We start from the raw sequence: 20,042 nt of genomic DNA, 5'->3' as shown, positions 1-20,042 counted from the left end.
TTATCGCCGCGGAGCCGGTGAGCGGGGGAGCGCCGCCAACCGTTCCTTGAAGGACTGGAAGCTGCGCGAGTCGCGCGTGAGCGAGCGCAGCACCACCGGGTCAATGCGGTCGATTTCCTCTTCGGTGGTGCGAATGCGGCTTTCTTCGATGGGGTGCGACGCGAACCACGCTTCCACCGATCCCGGATTGCGTTCGCGTTCCCGCAGCAGAATGCGGAACATGCTGGGCATGCCGCGCGGATCGATGCCGGCCCGCGTGACGTACTTCACGCCAAAACGATCGGACTCGGTTTCATCGTCCCGGCTGAACTTGGCAAAGCCGGCCTGCGCCAGCACCGAGACCCCCGTCCCGGCAAGGCCCTGGCAGAAGGAGGGGGCCAGAATGCAGCCGATGCTGAGGCCGTAGTTGGCGCGCTGCGCGGCGGCCATCTGCTTCATGCTGTGCCGCTGCGTCACGTGGGCGATCTCGTGCCCCAGCACGCCGGCAAGCTCCGACATGTTGGTGGTGCGCTCGATGAGCCCGCGGTTCACGTAGATGTGCCCCCCCGGCACGGCGAAGGCGTTGATCTCGGGCTGGTCGACGACGTTGAAGCGCCAGGTGAGACTGCGATCGTCCACGACCCGCGCGATGGAATCACCCAGCACGTTGATGTAGCGCACGATCTCCGGGTCGCGCACCATGGGCAGCTGCTGCTCGATCTGCTGCGCATACTGGCTGCCCATGGCCACCTCCTGGGCCGTGCCGGGAACACAGGCCCCCACGGCCAACAGGGCGCCCACGGCCGCTGCGCGGCGCACACGCGTGGTCACCCTGCCGGTGTCGGCACCGCTACCCCACGCCCCGTTTCCCGCCATATTCCCTCCGCCGTGGCACTTGCCGCTGTTCCGCGCGGCCCGATGGCCGCTGCCGAGCCTCTGTTACGTACTACCCGCGAACTCCGCGAGTTGCCCCCATTTTGGTGAAGCTACTCACACTTGCGCGTGACCTGCAGCGTCGGAAGGGCCGCGAACGGCAGCACCGGTTCGTGGCCGAAGGCGTGCGGACGGTGGAGGCGCTGCTCGCCTCCCCGGTCACCGTAACCGGCATGCTGGTCACCGACGCGCTGCCACGACAGGCACGCGGATTGGCGCTGCAGCAGCAAGCGGAAACGCGCGGGGTGCCGGTGCACGTCGTGACGGAGGACGAACTGGCCAGTGCGAGCGACACCGACGCGCCGCAGGGAGTGCTCGCGGTGGCCGATATCCCCGCGGCGGCGACCCTCGCTCCAGGCGCCGGCGCGCGGTATCTGGTGCTCGACGCCCTGCAGGACCCGGGCAACGTGGGCACCGTGGTGCGCACCGCCGCCGCGCTCGGGGTCACTGCCACCATCGCCCTCCCCGGGACGGTCGACTTCTGGAACGCCAAGGTCGTGCGCAGCAGTATGGGGGCGCTCTTTCATCATCCCGTGGCCACCATGGGGTGGAATGATCTGGCGGGGTTCCTGGCCCAGCATCGGGTGGCGCTCTGGGCTGCCGATCTCGAGGGAGACCCGCTCCCCGAGGTCGCGGCCGGTGCGCTCCCCGAGCGGCTGGCGCTGGTGGTGAGCAACGAGGGGGCCGGGCTGTCCCCCCACGTGGCGGCGGCGGTCGATCGCCGGCTGCGCATTCCCATGGCTGCCACGGTGGAATCGTTCAACGTGGCGGCAGCCGCCGCCATCGTGCTGTACGCGCTGGGCGTGGCGCAGGCGGGCGCTCGGTCGTCCTGACGGCATGCACGCATCGCCCCCGTTTGCCCCCGCCGTCGCCGATTCGGCCGCCCTGAGCGGTCTGTCCACCGGCCCCGCGCTCGCGTCGTTCCCCCTCGCGGAGCTGTTGCTGGTTCTGCTCTCGGCCTTCGTGGTGGGCGCCTGCTTCGGATCGTTTCTCAACGTCTGCATTGCGCGCTGGCCGCTCGAACTGAGCGTGGTGCGTCCGCGGTCGCGCTGTCCGCGCTGCGAACGGCAAATCCGCTGGTTCGAAAACATCCCGGTGCTCAGCTGGCTGCTCCTGCGCGGCCAGTGCGCCGGCTGCGCGTTGCCGATCTCCGTCCAGTACCCGTTGATCGAAGTGATCGTGGGACTGGGGTGGACGGCGGCGGTCTACCACTTCGGGGTCACGCTCGAAGCCGTGCGGGTGGCCACCTTTGCCACGCTGCTCCTGGGGATCGCCGTCACCGACGCCAAGCATTACCTCATCCCCGACGGCTTCACCGTCTCGGGGCTGCTGCTCATGCTGCTCTTTGCCGTCGCCAACGTCTTCGTGGGCGAACCCTCGCACTTCGTCTCGCCCTGGCCGGCCATTCTTGGCGCCTGTGTCGGAGCCGGTGCCATCACGATCATCGGGTGGCTGGCGGAGGTGATCATGAAGCGCGAGGCCATGGGGTTCGGGCAGACGACGCCCATGGCGGTGGTGGGGGCGGCCCTGGGGGCCGAACGCTCGCTGCTCACCATCATCACGGGGGCGTTCGTGGGGGCCGTCACGTTCCTGCTGATCGTGGGACCCATCGTGAAGCTGCGCACGAGTCGGCGCGGTGAGGCGTTCGCCTTCCCGGACGTCCCTTTTGGTGTCTTCCTTGCGCCCGGTGCGTTGCTCACCTTGCTTTGGGGTGATGCGCTGATCCGCTGGTACGTCGAGCGCGCGTTCTCCGCCTGACCTTGCCCATGACCCATTCGCTCCGCCTGCCGCGCATCCGTGCGGCGGCGTTCGTCCTGGTTGCCTCCGTCGTCGCGGCCTGCGGCGACACGCCGAAGAACGGTGAGGGCCCCTATGCCGACCTCGTGGCCGAGTTCGTGCCCAAGATCGAGCGGGAAATGGGGCTGCCCTTCAAGACGCCGCCCAAGGTGGAGCAGCGCTCGCGCGACGAGGTGGCGGCGTTCGTGCGCAAGCAGCTCGAGAGCGAGCGTGGGCGCACGCAAGTGGCCGGACAGGAGGCCGCGTACAAGCTGCTCGGCCTTGTGCCCGACACGATGCAGCTGGGCGTGCTGCTGCAACGTCTGCTGGAGGAGCAGATCGTAGGGTATTACGACCCGGCCACCAAGGTGCTCTACGTGGTGGAAGGGGCGCCCGACGCGCTGCTCAAGCAGACGGTCTCGCACGAACTGGTGCACGCCTTGCAGGACCAGTATGTGAAGGTCGATTCCATTCAGGCCCAGGTGGACGACGGGGATCGCCAGGTGGCGGCGCAGGCGGTGCTGGAAGGCCAGGCGGTGTTCATGCAGTTGCGCATCGACGCCAATGCCGGGCCCATGCTCAAGGCGCCTGGTGGCTGGGATCGCATCCGGGACATGATCCGCGAGGGCTCGGTGGGGATGCCGGTCTTCGCGTCGGCGCCGCGCGCCGTGCGTGAGGGGTTGCTCTTCCCCTACCTCGGCGGGGCTGACTTCGTACGGCGCTTCATCAACGTGCGGCCGGAGAAGGAACTCCTGACCGACCTGCCGGTCTCCACCAAGCAGATCCTCAGCGACTCCGCGTACTTCGGTGGCGGGGCATCCGGGCGTGACCTGCCCGCGCGGGTCACCTTGCCGGCGCCGCGTGCGGGAGAGGTGATCTACAGCAACACCTTCGGCGAGTTCGAAACGCGGCTGGCGCTGGTGCAGCACATCAAGGACGACGAGCTCGCACGGCGCGCCGCCACCGGCGTGGACGGAGACCGCTATGCCGTCATTCGGACGGCGCAGGGCAACGCCCTCGTCTGGGCCTCCGTGTGGGATTCCCCGGCGGATGCGGCGGACTTTCTGGATGCCATGGGCGACGCGGCGCGTCGGCGCTATGCGCTGCCCAAGCCGGAAGTCACGGGCGGAAGTACGACGCGCCGCTACGAGGTGGCCGCCACACCGGTGCGCGGCGCGCGCACGGTGACGTTGAGCGTGGAACAGGTGAACGGAACACCCGTAGTGGTCTACATGGACCTTCCTGCCGCCGTTTCGGCCCCCATCGATCCGTCCCGCATCGTGGTGGACCCCCCGGCCGGCGGCCGCTGACCACACCGACCGGGGACGGGCATGACGTGCCCATGACCAATCCTGCTCCGCTGGGCCCCCCCACGGCCGACCACACCCTGCCGGCGGCGCTGCGCATCACCCCCGACGACGAAGTGCGTCGCGTGCGCCTCGCGCAAATGAAGCGGGCCGCCACCACGATGCTGGTGGTGGTGGCTGCGGTGTTCGTCGCGGCCCGCGTGTACGAGGCGCAGTATCCGTGGCTGGGCTATCTGCGCGCCTTCGCTGAAGCGGCCATGGTGGGGGGCATTGCCGACTGGTTCGCGGTGACCGCCCTCTTTCGCCACCCGCTGGGCATTCCCATTCCGCACACCGCCATCGTGCCCGCGCGCAAGGATCGCATCGGGACGGCGCTGGGCAACTTCGTGCAACGCAACTTCCTCACGCGCGAGGTCGTGGCGAGCAAGCTGGGCGCCATGAAGCTGGGGGAGCGGGCGGCGGCGTGGGTGGCCCGGCCGGAGAACAGCCGCCGCCTGGCGCGCGCCGCCGCGCACGGTCTGTCCGGTGCGGTGGGAGTGCTGCGCGACGAGGAGGTGCAGACGCTTGTGGACCGCGGCATCGTGGCCCGGTTGCGGCGTCTGCAGGCGGCGCCGCTGGCCGCCAAGACGTTCGAGCTCCTCACCGCGGACGGACGGCATCAGACGCTGCTCGACGATGCTCTGCGGCTCGCCGCGCGTTTCCTCGACGAGAACGAGGAGATGATCCGTGCGCGCATCCGGCAGGAGAGCCCGTGGTGGGTGCCGGGCGCCGTGGAGAACCGGTTGGGGGACAAGATCGTGAGTGGTGTGGAGGCGACGCTCGTGGCCGTGGCCGCCGATCCGGCGCACCCGCTGCGGAAGCGCTACGACGAGGCCGTCGAGCGCTTCGTGCAGAATCTGCGCGAGAATCCCGCGACCATTGCCCGTGCCGAGCAGATCAAGCTGGAGCTGCTCGACCACCCCGGCGTGGCCGAATTCTCACGCGAAGTGTGGGGCGACGTGAAGTCGCGTCTGGCGCAGTACGCCGAACGGTTGGCCACCGAGACGGAAGCCGAGCCCGATCAGCTGGAACGGTGGTTGGCGGGGCTGGGCGAGAAGGTACTCGCCGATCCCGCTCTGGCCGACAAGGTGAACGGCTGGGTGGTGGAGCTCGTGACGTACTCGGTGGAGCAGGCGCGCGAGGAGGTGGCCGCGCTGATCGCCACGACGGTGGCGGCGTGGGACGCCGACGCGACCTCGCGCAAGATCGAACTGCAGATCGGTCGCGATCTGCAGTTCATCCGCATCAACGGCACGCTGGTGGGCGGCCTGGTGGGACTGCTGCTGTATGTGGTCGGTCAGTCGCTGAGCTGACCGGCCGACCACCGGTCAGCGCAAGTCGGCAGGTACCGCCCGCGATTTGCGGCCGGTCGGCGTGGCGCGGCGCTCCACCTGATCGGCCGGGTGCCTGGCCGGGTGTGGCAGCAGCGCGAGATGCAGCACCTCGTCCATCGTGCTGGCAAAGGTGAACGCCATCTTCTCGCGCACCTCCTGCGGGACATCGCGCACGTCTTTCTCGTTCCCCTTGGGCAGAATGACTTCGCGCAGTCCGGCCCGATAGGCCGCCAGCACCTTCTCCTTCACGCCACCGATCTCCAGCACCTTGCCGCGCAGTGTGACTTCGCCGGTCAGCGCCAGGTCGCGCCGTACCGGCCGTCTCGACAGGGCGCTGGCCAGAGCGAGCGTGACGGCGATGCCGGCGGACGGACCATCCTTGGGCACGGCGCCGGCGGGGAAGTGCAGGTGCATGTCGCTCTCGCGGAATTCCGCATCGGCAATGCTGAGGGTGGCGGCACGCGAGCGAACGAACGAATAGGCAGCCTCGGTGGACTCCCGCATCACGTCGCCCAGTTGCCCGGTCACGGTGAGCTTGCCCACGCCCGGCATGCGCAGGGCTTCGATGGTCATCAGTTCACCACCGGTGGCCGTCCACGCCAGGCCGGTCACGGCGCCGATCTCCGGCTCCTTCTCGGCTTCCTCCTGCGTGAAGCGCGGCGGTCCCAGCAGCTCCTCGGCCCGCGCGGCACCGATCTCCCAGGTGCTCTCGTCGCCATCGGCCTTGGCGCGGGCCCGCTTGCGCATGAGGGTGGCGATGCTGCGCTCGAACGTGCGCAGCCCGGCCTCGCGTGAGTAGCGACTGGTGATGAAGCCCAGCACCGTCTCGGAGAAATGCAGGTCTTCCGGGGTGAGCCCGTGGTCATCGAGCAGGCGCGGAATGAGATAGCGCTGCGCGATCTCCACCTTCTCCTCGATGGTGTAGCCGGCGATGCGGATGACCTCCATGCGGTCGCGCAGCGGCCCCGGGATATCGAACAGATTGTTGGCGGTGCAGATGAACAGGGTGCTCGACAGGTCGAAGGGCAGATTCAGGTAGTGGTCGACGAACGTCGTGTTCTGCGACGGGTCGAGCACCTCGAGCATGGCCGCGGTGGGATCTCCGGAGGGCCCGCCGCTCGACATCTTGTCGATTTCGTCGATCATGATGACCGGATCGCGCACCTCCACGCGCCGGAGCGCCTGGATGAGCATGCCCGGCATGGCACCCACGTAGGTGCGCCGATGTCCGCGAATCTCCGCCTCATCGCGTACGCCACCCACGGAGATGCGGTAGAAGGCGCGGCCGATGCTCTTGGCAATCGCCTCGCCCAGTGAGGTCTTGCCCGTGCCCGGAGGCCCCACGAGGCAGAGAATGGGGCCCGTGGGATCGCCGCCCCGCAGCTTGCGGACGGCGAGGTACTCGATGATGCGCTCCTTGGCTTCATCGAGGCCGTAGTGCCGCTCTTCGAGCGCGTCTTCCACCTTGGCGAGCAGAATCTCCTCGTCGTTGCCGCTGCGCGTGTGCCACGGCAACGCCAGCACCCAGTCCAGATAGGTGCGAAGCACCTGGTACTCGCTCGAGGCGGGCGACAGCATGCGCAGGCGTTCCGTCTCGCGACGTGCCTCGGCGGCGACCTTCTCCGGCAGGTGCGCCTCGTCGATGCGGCGCAGCAGGTCCACCGACTCCTTTTCGTTCGGATCCGCCTCGCCCAGCTCGGACTGAATGGCGCGCAGCTGCTGGCGCAGGTAGAACTCGCGCTGGTGCTGCTCGATCTTGATTTCCGTCTGCTTCTTCACGTCCTCCATGACACGGGCGCGCGCCACCTCGCGCTCGAGGCGCGAGAGGATGAAGCGGATGCGCTGGCCGATGTCGAGGCGCTGCAGCACCTCCTCCTTGTCGGCGATGCGCAGGTTCATGTTGGTGGCGGCGAGATCGGCGAAGCGTCCCGGGTCGGAGACGTTCATCTTGAGGATCTGCGGCACCTCGTTGGGAATGCGATCGACCAGCTCGGCGAGCGTTTCGGCGGCGGTGACCGTGCGCGCCACCAGCTCGTCGAGTTCGGCCGGATCGGGGGGCGTTTCCCGGGCGCCCTGCACCCGCGCGATGGCGAACGGTTGCACCTGATCGATGGCGTCGATCGTGATGCGGCGGAGCCCCTGCAGCGTGATCTGCACCGTTTCCCCGGGCAGGTTGATGCGCTCGTGGACACGCGCCGCCACCCCCACCCGCCCCACGAACCGCTGCGGGTCGATGGCGTCGTCCCCGTCACCGGAGGCCACCACCAGAGCCACTACCAGCCCCGATTCCTCGTGTGCCCGCAGCAGCGCCAGGTTTTCGGGGGCCCCCATCTGCACGGCGATCGTTCCCAGCGGGTAGACGAGCGTGGAGCGCAGGGCCATGAGCGGGAGCGATGGCGGCAGCTCGGCCCGGAGGATTTCCTCCTTGCGCTGTCCGCGAGGCATCGTGATGGCAGGGTACCGCGGGTTCTGTGAAGACACGGGCTGGCAGGAAGAGTGACAGCGTGATCCGGGAGCGGGCCAATCTAGGGCGCCGAAAAACGGGAGCAACGCGTGATTCCGACGCAAGTTGCGTCACCGGTGGCCCTCTCCGTCACCCCCCGGGAGAAAATGCGGTGCCCGGGGGCACGGACGCGCCGGGAATGCGTCAGGGGCGGCCGTGGGTCCGCCAGCCTCCCGGATCGATTACCTTTCCCGTCTATGTTCGACGAGCTCACAGACAAACTCGGCAACGTCTTCGCCAAGCTGCGCGGACGAGGCGTCCTGACCGAGTCCGATATCAAGGAGGGGATGCGCGAGGTCCGCCGCGTCCTGCTCGAGGCCGACGTCAACTTCGCCCTCACCCGCGAGTTCCTGGAGCGGGTGGAGAAGCAGGCGGTCGGCGTGCTGCAGCTCAAGACGGTGCAGCCGGCGCAGCAGTTGGTGAAGATCGTGCACGACGAGCTCACCGCCATGCTGGGCGAACGGCGCGAGGGGCTGCGCATGAGCACCGTGCCTCCCACCATCATCATGATGGTCGGGTTGCAGGGGTCGGGCAAAACCACCACCGCCGGCAAGCTGGCCCGCAAGCTCAAGCTCGAGGCCAAGAGTTCTCGGCTGGTGGCGGCCGACGTGTACCGGCCGGCCGCCATCGATCAGCTCGAGACGCTCGGCAAGGCCCTCGACGTGCCGGTCTATGCGGATCGCACCACGCAGGATGTGGTGAAGATCGCCAAGGCGGGCATTGAGCAGGGCACCCGCAACCGCGATCGGGTGGTCATCGTGGACACCGCCGGTCGCCTGCAGATCGACGCCGACATGATGGACGAGCTCAAGCGGCTCAAGGCGGCGATCAAGCCCGACGAAATCCTGTTCGTGGCCGACGGCATGACCGGTCAGGAAGCGGTCAAGATCGCGCAGGGCTTCAACGAGGCGCTCGATATCACGGGCGTGATCCTCACGAAGCTCGACGGTGACGCCCGCGGCGGTGCGGCGCTCTCGATTTACGGGGTGCTCAAGAAGCCCATCAAGTACATCGGGGTGGGCGAGAAGCCCGACGCGCTCGAGGAGTTCCACCCCGAGCGCATGGCCGGCCGCATCCTGCAGATGGGCGACATCGTGTCGCTCGTGGAAAAGGCGCAGGAAGCGTTCGACGAAACCGAGGCCAAGAAGCTCGAGAAGAAGGTCCGCAAGGAAGGCATGGACCTCGAGGACTTCCTGTCGGCCATGCGCCAGATGCAGAAGCTGGGGCCCTTCGAGAATCTCCTCAAGCTGTTGCCCGGGGTGAACTCGAAGATGCTGAAGGACGTGAAGATGGACCCCAAGCGCATGAAGCACATCGAGGCCATCGTGCTCTCCATGACGCCGCAGGAGCGGAAGAAGCCCGAGATCATCAACGGATCACGCCGCGCGCGCATTGCCAAGGGGTGCGGGCGGCCGGTGAACGAGGTCAACCGCCTGCTCGAGCAGTTCCGCGAGATGCAGAAGATGATGAAGAAGATGGGCGGCATGCAGGGTGGCGGCAAAGGCGGCATGCCGCGCCTCCCCTTCGGCGGTGGTGGGATGTTCGGGATGCGCTGACGCGCATCCCGACCTCAGCCCTCGGCCGGCACCACGCGGTCCAGCCCAGGCCACGCCGCCAGGTTGTACACCACGAGCGTGCGCAGGTAGTGACGACCCGCGTCACCGTGCGCGGCGAGCACCGCCTCGGCGCCCTTCTTCACGGCATCGGCGTCGGCATAGGGCGCTTCCAGATCCTCGGGGAGCACCCCGTTCTCATGGGCCACACCCATGGTGTCGAGGAACGTGATCTGGTACTGCGGCTCGAGATCGACGTAGAGCAGCTGGAGGAGCTCCAGTTCATCCTGCGGCGTCAGGGCGCCCAGCCGGAGCGCTTCCTTGCCCACCTTGTCGGCGGGCCATGAGACGAGTGTCGACGCGCGGAAGCCGCCGCCCTTGGCCGCGATGCGTTGTGCGTACAGCGCTTTCGCGCTCTTGTGCCTGGCCAGGGCCTGCAGCACCAGCCACTGCCGACGCTCCATGGGGAGCGCCTTGAACGGAGAAGGAATCTTGGGCATGCCCCAACTTACTTCGACGGACCGCCGGACGCGCCTGGCCGCGACAGGCGTTCCATCACACGCTGCGCGATCTGGTCCGCCAACTCGTCACCAGCCAGCACCGGCGTGGACATGCGCCCGAGGATGGGCGGCGGGCCGGCCGGCACCCCCGACTGACGCCGCTGCGCCAATGCATCGGCCGCCTCCTGGCAGTCCACGCCGGTGGCGATCTCCCGCAGCAGCCCTTCGTGGATGTCGTACACCAGGCCGTGCAGCAGGGGGCGCTTCCCCTTGGCCCACGCATTCTGCACGATGGGCGTTTCCGACAGGTGATAGAGCTGCTCCAGCACGTTGAGCTCCACCACGCGGTCGAACCGCGCCTGCTCATCCTCGATCTGCATGAGCTCCGGCCGGTTCCAGCGCACCACGTTGCGGATGGGCTGCAGCCACAGGTCCACGAGCCCGTAGCTGGCGGTGCCCATGGCGGCCTTCACGCCGCCGCAGTTGTAGTGACCGGTCACGATCACGTGCTTCACGTCGAGCACCTCCACGGCGTACTGCAGCACGCTCATGGCGTTGAGGTCGCTCGGGAGCACCACGTTGGCGATGTTGCGGTGCACGAAGAGCTCGCCCGGCTCCGTGCCCGTCACCACGTTGGCAGGCACGCGACTGTCGGAGCAGCCGATATAGAGGAATTGCGGTTCCTGCTTCGCCGCCCGCTTCTCGAAGTAGTCCGGATCGGCCGCCTTCATGGCCGCCGCCCATTCGCGGTTGTGCTGAATGATCTTGCGGAAGTTTTCCATGGCCGATCCGGTCAGTGGGCAGGCGTGAGGGCGGTCTCGGGAATGCCCACGAGCCGGTAGTCGATGTTGCGGGAGCGTGCGGTGTCGCGGAACTCGAGCAGCGCTTCGAGCGCGTCGTAGTCGAAGCGCGTTGTCTTGCGCCCATCGATCTCCACGCGACATCCGGCCGGCAGCGCGTCGAGCGTCTGCATGAGGTTCGACTTGCTGAGGAACGTGACCTGATCGGGGAGCACGTAGCGCGTGAGCACGGCGCCGGGCGGGCTCACCTTGGTAAGGGCCGGCCGACGCATGTGCTCCGCAATGATGAACCCGATGCCCACCACCAACCCCACGGCAATGCCGCGCAGCAGGTCGGTGAACAGGATGGCCACGATGGTGACGGCGAACGGAATGAAATGCGACCACCCCAGCCGCCACGCGCTCTTCCAGAGGGACGGCGTGGTGAGCTTGAAGCCGGTCACGAGCAGCACGGCGGCCAGCGCCGCCAGCGGAATGCGGTTGAGCACCGGGGCGAGCGCCAGCACCGCGATGATGAGCCACACGCCGTGCGCGATGGCCGAGAGACGCGAACGCGCACCGGCATCCACGTTGGCGGAACTGCGCACGATGACCCCGGTGACCGGAAGCCCGCCCAGAAAGCCGGAGAGCATGTTGCCGATCCCCTGTGCGAACAGCTCACGGTTCGCGGGGGCGTCGCGCTTGTCCGGGTCGAGCTTGTTGGTGGCCTCGAGACTGAGCAGGGACTCGAGGCTGGCCACGATGCCCAGCGTCGCCGCCAGCATCCACACCTGCTGGTCACGCAGGGCGCTCCAGTCGGGACGCGCGATCTGCGACAGCACACCCCCCACGCCGGTGGTGGGCAGGGTCACCAGGTGCGTCCCGCGAATGGCAAAGGTCGGCTCCAGCGCCAGCAGCAACTCATTGAGCCCCACGCCAATGGCGACGGCCGCGAGGGGAGCCGGAAGGAGTCGGATCTGCTTCATGGGGGAGCGCGGCCACCATACCATGAGGGCCACACCGATGCAGGCCACGGCGATGGCGCCGGGTTGCACCTGAGCCAGCGCGGAGCCAATGGCGCCGAAGGTGTTCTCACCCGACGCGCCCACGAAGGCGAAGTCGCCCTCGTAATCGGCGTCGTATCCCACCGCGTGCGGAATCTGCTTGAGAATGAGCGTGAGCCCGATGGCGGCCAGCATGCCCTTGATGACGCTCGAAGGGAAGTAGTACCCGATGACGCCGGCACGCGCCGCACCCAGCGCCACCTGCATGGCGCCGCCCAGAATCACGGCCGGCAGAAAACGCGGGAAGCCCCCCACCTGGGTAATGCCGGCGAGCACGATGGCGGTGAGCCCGGCCGCCGGGCCGCTCACCATGAGCGGCGATCCCGACGCAGCCCCCACCACGATGCCGCCCACGATCCCTGCCACGACACCGGAGAGCAGCGGGGCGCCCGAGGCGAGAGCGACGCCGAGGCAGAGGGGCAGCGCCACGAGAAAGACGACCACGGAGGCGGGAAGATCCTCGTGCCAGGCGGCCAGCAGGGCCGGGCTCTCGCCCTGTGGAGCGGAGACGGCTGGAGTACTCATGGCGACAGTGGGGATGCGGGGAGCAAGCCGGGGCGTTCGGTGAGCCTAACGCCGCGATCAACTACGCGCCAAGTTCCTGCACCGCTGGACAACCTATGGATTCCACCCGATTCCCCGGGATTTTCGATGCGTCGACTTCGCCTCTCTCCCGTTTGCCACGCGACATGGCGTCGCCTGTGGCGAGCTGTGCCGCTTGGCTGTGCCCTGGCGCTGGCCTCCGCCTGCGGAGGGAAGCCGGCCTATGATGTCGTGATTCGCGGCGGCACGGTCTACGATGGATCGGGAGGCGCCCCGATGACGGCCGACGTGGCCATCCGCGGCGACTCCATCGTGGCGGTGGGCACGGTGCCCGAGAAGGGGCAGCTGGAGGTGGATGCCACGGGGCTTGCCGTGGCGCCCGGTTTCATCAACATGCTCAGCTGGGCCACCGAATCGCTCATCGAGGACGGCCGCAGTCAGGGGGACATTCGCCAGGGCGTCACGCTCGAGGTGATGGGGGAGGGCGAGTCCATGGGACCGCTCTCCGATACCCTGCGAGCCGAGATGCTGTCGCAGCAGGGGGACATCAGGTATCCCATCACCTGGCGCACGCTGCGTGGCTATCAGGACTCCCTCGTGAAGAAGGGGATCAGCACCAACATCGCGTCGTTCGTGGGAGCCACCACCATCCGCATCAATCACGTGGGGTGGGACAATCGTGAACCCACGCCGGCGGAGTTGGCGGCCATGCAGGCCGATGTGCGGACGGCCATGGAGGAGGGCGCGCTGGGTGTGGGCTCCTCCCTCATCTACGCGCCGGCGTTCTACGCGAAGACCCCTGAACTGGTGGCGCTCATGAAGGCCGCCGCTCCGTACGGGGGCATGTACATCTCCCATTTGCGCAGCGAAGGAGTGCGCTTCGAGGAGGCGGTCGAGGAGCTCCTGACCATTGCCCGTGAGAGTGGCGCGCGCGCCGAGATCTATCATCTCAAGGCGGCGGGCGAGGCCAACTGGCCGAAGATGGCGGGGGTGTTGGCGCGCATCGATTCGGCACGGGCCGCGGGGCTCGAGATCACCGCCGACATCTACCCCTACACCGCAGGTGCCACCGGACTCGACGCCGCCATGCCGCCCTGGGTGCAGGAGGGCGGGTACGCCGCGTGGGCGAAGCGATTGCAGGACCCGGCCATTCGCCGGAAGGTGGCGCAGGAAATGCGCACGCCAACGGACCAGTGGGAGAGCCTGCTGTTGGCGGCCGGTTCGCCGGAGCGCGTCGTGCTGGCGGGATTCAAGGCGGATTCGCTCAAGCAGTACACGGGCAAGACCCTCGCGGCCGTGGCCAAGCTGCGCGGCACGTCGCCCGAAGAAACGGCCATGGATCTGGTGGTGAAGGACGGCACGCGTGTGGGCACCATCTACTTCATCATCAACGAGGACAACATCGCCGCGCAGCTGCGCAAGCCGTGGGTGAGTGTGGGCTCCGATGCGGCCTCCATGGCCACCGAAGGCGCGTTTCTCAAGAGCAACACACACCCGCGAGCGTACGGCACCTTCGCGCGCTTTCTGGGCAAGTACGTGCGCGACGAGCAGGTGCTCACGCTGCAGGAGGGCATTCGCCGACTCACGAGCCTGCCCGCCACCAACCTGCGCATTGCCCGGCGCGGCTGGCTCAAGCCCGGGTACCACGCCGACGTGGTGGTGTTCGACCCCCGAACCATCCGGGACAACGCCACCTTCGAGCAGCCGCACCAGTACGCCACGGGCGTGCGTGATGTGTTCGTGAACGGGGTGCCGGTGCTGAGGGCGGGTGAGCATACGGGGGCTACCCCAGGCCGTGTCGTCCTTGGCCCGGGAGCGAAGCGGTGACGCCGCTCTCCCGCCGCGCGTTCCTCGTGCAGGGCACGGCTGCGGCGTGCGCCGTGCCCGCGATGGGTGCGGTCGGGCCCTTCATTCATGTGCCCGGGAGGCAGGCGCCCGATCTGGTGCTGCGCGGCGGCGCGGTCTTCGACGGGTTGGGCGGGGCGGCCCGCGAGATGGACGTGGCCATGCGCGCCGGGCGCATCACCGCCATGGCGCCACGACTGGCGGTTCGCGGCCGCGAAGAGATCGATGCGCGTGGTCTGGTGGTGGCGCCGGGCTTCGTGGACATCCACTCGCATGGCGACAGCAGCCTGCGCGAGGATCCCCGCGCCGAGTCGGTCATTCGCCAGGGGATCACCACGGTCGTGGTGGGCGCCGACGGGAGCTCGCGCTTCAGCGGCGCCGCCGACCGGTCGTTCAGCGACTGGGAGCGCGACGTGTCGGCCATGGCACCGGCCGTCAACGTGGCGAGCATGATCGGGCTGGGCAGTGTGCGCGGGGCCGTCGTGGGAGAGGCCGACCGCCGCGCCACCGCCGATGAGCTGGCCCGTATGGTGGCCATGGTCGAGCGCGCGTTGTCGGAGGGCGCCTGTGGCACCAGCTCGGGACTCGAATACACCCCCGGAGCCTTCGCCACGACCGATGAACTCGTGGCGCTCTGTCGTCCGCTCGCCCGACGGGGGCTGCCGTACGCCACCCACATGCGCAACGAAGATGATCAGCTGCTCGAAGCCATCGACGAGTCCATCGCCGTGGCGCGTGGGGCAGCCTGCGCGTTGCAGCTGTCGCATCTCAAGCAGCAGGGCACCCGCAACTGGCCCAAGCTCACGGCCTCGCTCGCGCGCCTGCGCGACGCGCGCGCGGCCGGTGTCGACGCGTGGTTCGATGTGTACCCGTACGAGGCCTACCAGACGGGGCTCACCAATCTCTTCCCGGTGTGGGCGCGTGACGGCGGGGATGCGGCCTTCCTCAAGCGGCTTGACGACTCCGCCACGGCACCCCGCATCCGGTCCGAGTCGCTGAGCAAGGTGGAGATGATCGGCGGGTGGGACAACGTGCAGATCGCCCGGGTGCGCAACACCGCCGATCGTGATGCCGAAGGGCAGCGGCTCGGGGCCTGGGCTCGTGCCCGGGGAGCGGATCCCTACGAGGCCGCGGTGGGGTTGCTGCGCCGCAACGAGGCGGATGTGGGCATGCTGGGCTTCGCGATGAGCGAGGAGAACATCGACCAGCTGCTCGCGCACGAGTACGGCATGGTGTGCAGCGATGGCGGTGGCTTTGCGATTGACGGCCCCACACGGCGTGGCAGCCCCCATCCGCGCGGCGCGGGTACCATGCCGCGGGTCCTCGGTCGATTCGTGCGGGAACGCCAGGCGCTGCCGCTGGCCGATGCCATGCACAAGATGACGGCGCGTCCCGCCGATCGGGTGCACCTGCGCGATCGCGGGCGGCTGGCGGTGGGCATGGCGGGTGATGCCGTGGTGTTCGACCCCGCCACGGTGGCCGATCGCGCCACGTTCGCCAATCCGTTTCAGTACCCGGTGGGCATTCGCGTCGTGGTCGTGAATGGGGTGGTGGCCATTCGGGACGGGCAGCATCTCGCCCGCACGGGGCGGGTGCTGCGGGCCGGATAGCCCGCGCCCCCGCGTAGCCCCTCAACCCGAACTTCCGTCACCATGACCTCACGCCGAGACGTTCTGCGTCACCTCACCCTCGCCGGCCTGGTGCTGCCGTTTGCGTCCACCCGCCTGGCGAGTGCCGCCGCGCCACACCGGCCCGCGCGCCGCAGGGTGGGTCAGCTGCGCATCACCATTCTCTCCACCATGCTGGCCGACGAGGGGATCGGCGAGTGGGGGTTCGGGGCACTCGTGGAGGTGGATGGCCGCCGCCTCCTGTTCGACACCGGCGCGCACGACGATGTAGTGGCGCGCAACGCGCGGGAGCTGAAGGTGTCGCTCGACACGGTGCCCGAGGTGGTGCTGAGTCACTTCCACGCCGACCATACGAGCGGGCTCGTGGCCCTGCGGCGCGACGTGGCCCCCCGACAGCCGATGGCGCTGGCGCGGGCCCACGTGGCCGAGGGGATCTTCGCACCGCGCGTACGTGACGGCGACCCCACCGACTACAACGAGATGAACCGCGTGCGACCGCAGTACGAGGCGGCCGGCGGCGCGTTCGTGGTGCACGGGGCGCCCACGCAGATCCACCCGGGCGTGTGGCTCACGGGTCCCGTGCCGCGCCGAAACCCGGAGCGCAACTGGAGCGTCGGTGCGCGGCCGACCCGCGTGCAACGCGGGGGGCAGTTGGCGGAGGATACCGTCCCCGACGACATGGCCATGATCGTCGACACCGACCAGGGCCTCGTGGTGCTCACCGGCTGCGGGCACGCCGGTGTGGTGAACATCATCGAATACGCGCGCGAGGTGGTTCGCCCGGCGCCGGTTCACGCCCTCATCGGCGGTATCCACCTCTTCAACGCGTCCGAGCAGACGCTGGCGTGGACGGAGCAGAAGCTGCGTGGCTTCGGGGTACGCCATCTGATCGGCGCCCACTGCACTGGCGTCGAGACGGTCTACCGGTTCCGGCAGTCGCTCGGACTCGACCGGGCACACTGTGTCGTGGGGGCGGTGGGGCAAGTGTTCGACCTCGCCACCGGCATTCGTGCGGGGGTGATCGCCCGCTAGGCGCCCACGCGGCCCCCGACCGCGACCGGCGGCGGCCTGCGGCGCCGCGCTCAACGCAGGGCGGAATCGGGCGTAGCTTATCAGTGTCCGGCGCCCTGGCCGGCCCCTCCCTCAACCGCCTCGACGCATGATTCGCCGTCCCGCTCCGGTCCTCCTTGCCTTGCTTGGCGTGGCCCCCGCCTTCGCCGGCGCTCAGCCCGCCAAGCCGGCGGCCCGACCGGCAACCGCCCGCGCTGCCACCGCCCCCAAGGCCCCCCTCATGGCGTCGGTCGATCCGGCGCTCTTCCGCGGCATGCAGTATCGCCTCGTGGGGCATTCCCGCGGCGGCCGCGTCACCACGGTCACCGGCGTGCCGTCGCAACCGAAGACGTTCTACATGGGGGTGGCCAGCGGCGGACTCTGGCGCACCACCAATGGCGGCGAGAGCTGGGAGCCCATTACCGATGGCAAGGTGCCGGTCGGGTCGATGGGCTCCGTGGTGGTGGCCGACAGCGACCCCAAGGTGATCTGGCTGGGGACCGGTTCCGACGGGGTGCGCTCGAACGTGTCCACCGGGCGCGGCGTGTATCGCTCCTCCGATGCCGGCGCCACCTGGGAGTTCAAGGGCCTCTACAACGCCGGCCAGATCGGCGCGGTGCGTGTGCACCCCACCAACCCCGACGTGGCGTGGGTGGCGGCCTACGGCGACATCTTCAAGCCCAACACCGAGCGCGGCATCTTCAAGACCACCGACGGCGGCAAGTCGTGGAAGAAGACGCTGTACGTGAGCGACAGCACGGGCGCCATGGACGTGGAGCTGCAGCCCGGCAATCCGAACGTGGTGTTCGCGTGGATGAACCGCATCGAGCGCAAGCCATGGAGCATCATCTCCGGTTCGCGCGAGGGTGGCTTCTACAAGAGCACCGACGGCGGCGAGACCTGGAAGCGCATCCAGACCACCGGCCTGCCCAATCAGCTCATCGGCAAGGGCAACGTGGCCGTGACGGCGGCCAACCCCAACCGGCTGTATGCGCTGGTCGAGGCGCTGCCGGGGGGTGGGCTCTATCGCAGTGACGATGCCGGTGAGAACTGGCAGCTGGTGAACAGCACGCCGGGGCTCATCACGCGTCCCTTCTACTACACGTCGCTCGGGGCCGACCCGACCAACGCCGACGTGGTGTACGGCGGGGCCGAGACCTTCTACAAGAGCACCGACGGCGGCAAGACGGTCACGCCGTTCCGCACGCCGCACGGTGACAATCACGACATCTGGATCAACCCGAAGGACGGCAACACGATGGTGCAGTCGAACGACGGCGGCGCGAACGTCTCGTTCGACGGCGGCAAGACGTGGAGCTCGCAGGATATCCAGCCCACGGCCGAGTTCTACGGCGTCTGGCTCGACAATGCCTTCCCGTACAACCTGTACATGGCGCAGCAGGACAACAGCACGTACATCGTGCCGAGTCTCAACAACCCGTTCAACATGGGCGCCGTGCGCGTGGGCCCGGGCTGCGAAACGGGGCCCATCATTCCGCACCCGTCCGACGAGAACATCATCCACGGCAACTGCAAGGGGCAGTACGCCGTGATGAACGTGAAGGCCGGCGTCACCAAGAACTACTGGATCGGTGCGCAGTCACTCTACGGCAATGACGGCGGCGATCTCATCTTCCGCATGCAGCGCACGACGCCCATGGCGACGTCGCCGCACGATCCCAAGGTCATCTACTACGGGTCGCAGTATCTGCACCGGTCGCGCAACAACGGGGCGAACTGGGAGAAGATTTCGCCCGACCTCACCGCCTTCCCCAAGTGCTGCCAGGGGGGCAGCGGCGAGCCCATCACGCGCGACGTCACCGGTGAGGAGTTCTACAGCACGTTGTACGCCATCGCCGAGTCGCCGCTGGAGAAGGGCGTGATCTGGACCGGCTCCAACGACGGCCCGTTCTCCGTCACGCGCGACGACGGCAAGAGCTGGACGCGCATCACGCCCAAGGGGCTTGGTGAGGGCGGGCGCGTGGCGTGGATCGATGCGTCGCCGCATCGAAAGGGCTCCGCCTACTTCGCCACGTACCGCTATCTGCTGGGCGACTACAAGCCGTACATCTACCTCACCAACGACTACGGCAAGACCTGGAAGTTGCTCACCGACGGCACCAACGGTATCGCCGCGGACGTGCCGGTGCGCGTGGTGCGTGAGGATCCCGTGCGCGAAGGGCTGCTCTACGCCGGCACGGAGTTCGGGCTGTACATCTCGTTCGACAACGGCGGGCACTGGCAGCCGTTCAACCTGAACATGCCCATCATCCCCATCAACGACATCCGCGTGCATCGCGGTGATCTCGTGATCGCCACGCAGGGACGGGCGGCGTGGATTCTCGACAACATCGCGCCGCTGCAGCAGCTGGGCCCCACCACGACCAGCGCCTCGCACACCGTGTTCCGTCCCCGCGACGGCTATCGCACCACGACGGGGCAGTCGATCCTGGGCCCCACCATCGACTACTACCTGCCCACGGCGCCCGCCGATACGGTGCGCATCGAGATCGTGGACGCAGCGGGCAAGGTGGTGAACAGCTTCAAGAGCGGTGTGGCGCCCATTCAGCCGCCCCGTCGGCGCGGCGGCGAAGAGGATGATCCCGACGAGTCGATGATGGCGGGGCGTGGCGGTCGGGCACCCGCGATGGCGGCCGGACCGACGATGAACCTCGTGACGAAGAACGCGGGGCTCAACCGGTTCGTGTGGAACGTGCAGCATCAGAACGGGCTTGGCGCACCGCCGGGGCAGTACACGGCCCGCCTCACCGTGGGCAATGACACCCAGTCGGTGCCGCTCCGCGTGCGCATTGATCCGCGACTGGCGGCCGACGGCACCACCGAAGCCGACCTGCAGGCGCAGTTCGCGCACAACGTGAAGCTGCGCGAGATGGTGGCGGACGTGAATGCCCTGTTGGCCCGTGTCCGCGCGGCGGAGACCCGCTACAAGGGGGCCACTGGGGCCGCGGCCGATACGGCGAAGCAGGTCAAAGAGGTAAGCGAGACGCTCAACACCCAGCCGATCCGCTACGGCAAGCCCGGCCTGCAGGCGCATATCACGTATCTCGCCGGCATGACGGCGCGGGCCGATCAGAAGGTTGGCCAGGATGCCATCGATCGGTACGCCTTCCTGCGGAAGGAGCTGGAAGCGGCCAAGGCCAAGCTGGACCGGGCCATCGGTCCGCAGCGCCGCATGTAAGGCAACGGAC

The 20,042-nt window shown here is 68.4% G+C and carries 14 protein-coding genes; 9 read left to right on the top strand and 5 right to left on the bottom strand.

What is annotated here, in order from left to right; translation table 11 throughout:
- Positions 1–810: a M48 family metallopeptidase gene (locus LW840_RS13600; protein WP_291277167.1), complete on the bottom strand. Its 810-nt coding sequence runs from the start codon at positions 808–810 to the stop codon at positions 1–3.
- A 149-nt stretch (positions 811–959) separates the two neighbouring features.
- Here LW840_RS13600 and LW840_RS13595 point away from each other — a divergent pair, with 149 nt between their 5' ends.
- The 4 genes from LW840_RS13595 to LW840_RS13580 are packed head-to-tail and all read left to right on the top strand — an operon-like array spanning position 960 to position 5,347.
- On the top strand, positions 960–1,745 hold the full coding sequence (locus LW840_RS13595) for an RNA methyltransferase (RefSeq protein WP_291266437.1): 786 nt from the start codon (positions 960–962) through the stop codon (positions 1,743–1,745).
- 4 nt (positions 1,746–1,749) lie between these two features.
- Positions 1,750–2,670 (top strand): A24 family peptidase, encoded by a 921-nt coding sequence (locus tag LW840_RS13590; RefSeq protein WP_291277166.1) that lies wholly within the window; start codon positions 1,750–1,752, stop codon positions 2,668–2,670.
- A gap of 8 nt (positions 2,671–2,678) precedes the next feature.
- Positions 2,679–3,998, top strand: coding sequence for a hypothetical protein (locus LW840_RS13585; protein ID WP_291261083.1), 1,320 nt, complete (start codon positions 2,679–2,681; stop codon positions 3,996–3,998).
- 32 nt (positions 3,999–4,030) lie between these two features.
- Positions 4,031–5,347 (top strand): DUF445 domain-containing protein, encoded by a 1,317-nt coding sequence (locus LW840_RS13580; protein ID WP_291277165.1) that lies wholly within the window; start codon positions 4,031–4,033, stop codon positions 5,345–5,347.
- Between the two features lie 15 nt (positions 5,348–5,362).
- Here LW840_RS13580 and lon read toward each other — a convergent pair whose 3' ends face one another.
- Positions 5,363–7,813 (bottom strand): endopeptidase La, encoded by a 2,451-nt coding sequence (lon, locus tag LW840_RS13575; RefSeq protein WP_291261081.1) that lies wholly within the window; start codon positions 7,811–7,813, stop codon positions 5,363–5,365.
- 255 nt (positions 7,814–8,068) lie between these two features.
- On the opposite strand from lon, the gene ffh reads away from it, so the two are divergent.
- Positions 8,069–9,427: a signal recognition particle protein gene (gene ffh, locus LW840_RS13570; RefSeq protein ID WP_291266433.1), complete on the top strand. Its 1,359-nt coding sequence runs from the start codon at positions 8,069–8,071 to the stop codon at positions 9,425–9,427.
- Positions 9,428–9,441: 14 nt separating this feature from the next.
- Here the strand turns inward: ffh and LW840_RS13565 are convergent, their stop codons facing one another.
- Genes LW840_RS13565 through LW840_RS13555 form a run of 3 tightly spaced genes read right to left on the bottom strand, consistent with a single transcriptional unit; the run spans position 9,442 to position 12,292 of the window.
- Entirely contained in the window at positions 9,442–9,924 is a 483-nt protein-coding gene (locus LW840_RS13565) for a hypothetical protein (protein ID WP_291266432.1), read from the bottom strand.
- Positions 9,925–9,932: 8 nt separating this feature from the next.
- A complete protein-coding gene (locus LW840_RS13560) occupies positions 9,933–10,706 on the bottom strand; it encodes a carbonic anhydrase (protein WP_291268739.1) in 774 nt (257 codons plus the stop codon).
- Between the two features lie 11 nt (positions 10,707–10,717).
- Positions 10,718–12,292: a SulP family inorganic anion transporter gene (locus LW840_RS13555; RefSeq protein WP_291277164.1), complete on the bottom strand. Its 1,575-nt coding sequence runs from the start codon at positions 12,290–12,292 to the stop codon at positions 10,718–10,720.
- A gap of 126 nt (positions 12,293–12,418) precedes the next feature.
- On the opposite strand from LW840_RS13555, the gene LW840_RS13550 reads away from it, so the two are divergent.
- The 4 genes from LW840_RS13550 to LW840_RS13535 all read left to right on the top strand — a co-directional run bounded on the left by LW840_RS13550 (position 12,419) and on the right by LW840_RS13535 (position 20,032).
- Entirely contained in the window at positions 12,419–14,137 is a 1,719-nt protein-coding gene (locus tag LW840_RS13550) for a D-aminoacylase (RefSeq protein ID WP_291266429.1), read from the top strand.
- Positions 14,134–15,765 carry an amidohydrolase family protein gene (locus LW840_RS13545; protein WP_291277163.1) on the top strand — a complete coding sequence of 544 codons (1,632 nt, stop codon included), beginning with the start codon at positions 14,134–14,136 and terminating at the stop codon, positions 15,763–15,765. Before LW840_RS13550 ends, LW840_RS13545 begins: the two co-directional genes overlap by 4 nt.
- Positions 15,766–15,807: 42 nt before the next feature.
- Entirely contained in the window at positions 15,808–16,815 is a 1,008-nt protein-coding gene (locus LW840_RS13540; RefSeq protein ID WP_291261074.1) for an MBL fold metallo-hydrolase, read from the top strand.
- A gap of 127 nt (positions 16,816–16,942) precedes the next feature.
- Positions 16,943–20,032 carry a hypothetical protein gene (locus tag LW840_RS13535; protein ID WP_291277162.1) on the top strand — a complete coding sequence of 1,030 codons (3,090 nt, stop codon included), beginning with the start codon at positions 16,943–16,945 and terminating at the stop codon, positions 20,030–20,032.
- The last annotated feature ends 10 nt before the right edge of the window (positions 20,033–20,042 follow it).

The organism is Gemmatimonas sp., from assembly GCF_021298855.1.
GTDB lineage: Bacteria > Gemmatimonadota > Gemmatimonadetes > Gemmatimonadales > Gemmatimonadaceae > Gemmatimonas.
This window is presented reverse-complemented; position numbering and strand designations above follow the sequence as displayed.

Bases quoted from the DNA above. Each gene is read 5' to 3' on its own strand.
- LW840_RS13590 (WP_291277166.1), top strand. From the start codon at position 1,750: ATGCACGCATCGCCCCCGTTTGCCCCCGCCGTCGCCGATTCGGCCGCC.
- LW840_RS13585 (WP_291261083.1), top strand. From the start codon at position 2,679: ATGACCCATTCGCTCCGCCTGCCGCGCATCCGTGCGGCGGCGTTCGTC.
- LW840_RS13580 (WP_291277165.1), top strand. From the start codon at position 4,031: ATGACCAATCCTGCTCCGCTGGGCCCCCCCACGGCCGACCACACCCTG.
- lon (WP_291261081.1), bottom strand. From the start codon at position 7,813: ATGCCTCGCGGACAGCGCAAGGAGGAAATCCTCCGGGCCGAGCTGCCG.
- ffh (WP_291266433.1), top strand. From the start codon at position 8,069: ATGTTCGACGAGCTCACAGACAAACTCGGCAACGTCTTCGCCAAGCTG.
- LW840_RS13565 (WP_291266432.1), bottom strand. From the start codon at position 9,924: ATGCCCAAGATTCCTTCTCCGTTCAAGGCGCTCCCCATGGAGCGTCGG.
- LW840_RS13560 (WP_291268739.1), bottom strand. From the start codon at position 10,706: ATGGAAAACTTCCGCAAGATCATTCAGCACAACCGCGAATGGGCGGCG.
- LW840_RS13555 (WP_291277164.1), bottom strand. From the start codon at position 12,292: ATGAGTACTCCAGCCGTCTCCGCTCCACAGGGCGAGAGCCCGGCCCTG.
- LW840_RS13550 (WP_291266429.1), top strand. From the start codon at position 12,419: ATGCGTCGACTTCGCCTCTCTCCCGTTTGCCACGCGACATGGCGTCGC.
- LW840_RS13540 (WP_291261074.1), top strand. From the start codon at position 15,808: ATGACCTCACGCCGAGACGTTCTGCGTCACCTCACCCTCGCCGGCCTG.
- LW840_RS13535 (WP_291277162.1), top strand. From the start codon at position 16,943: ATGATTCGCCGTCCCGCTCCGGTCCTCCTTGCCTTGCTTGGCGTGGCC.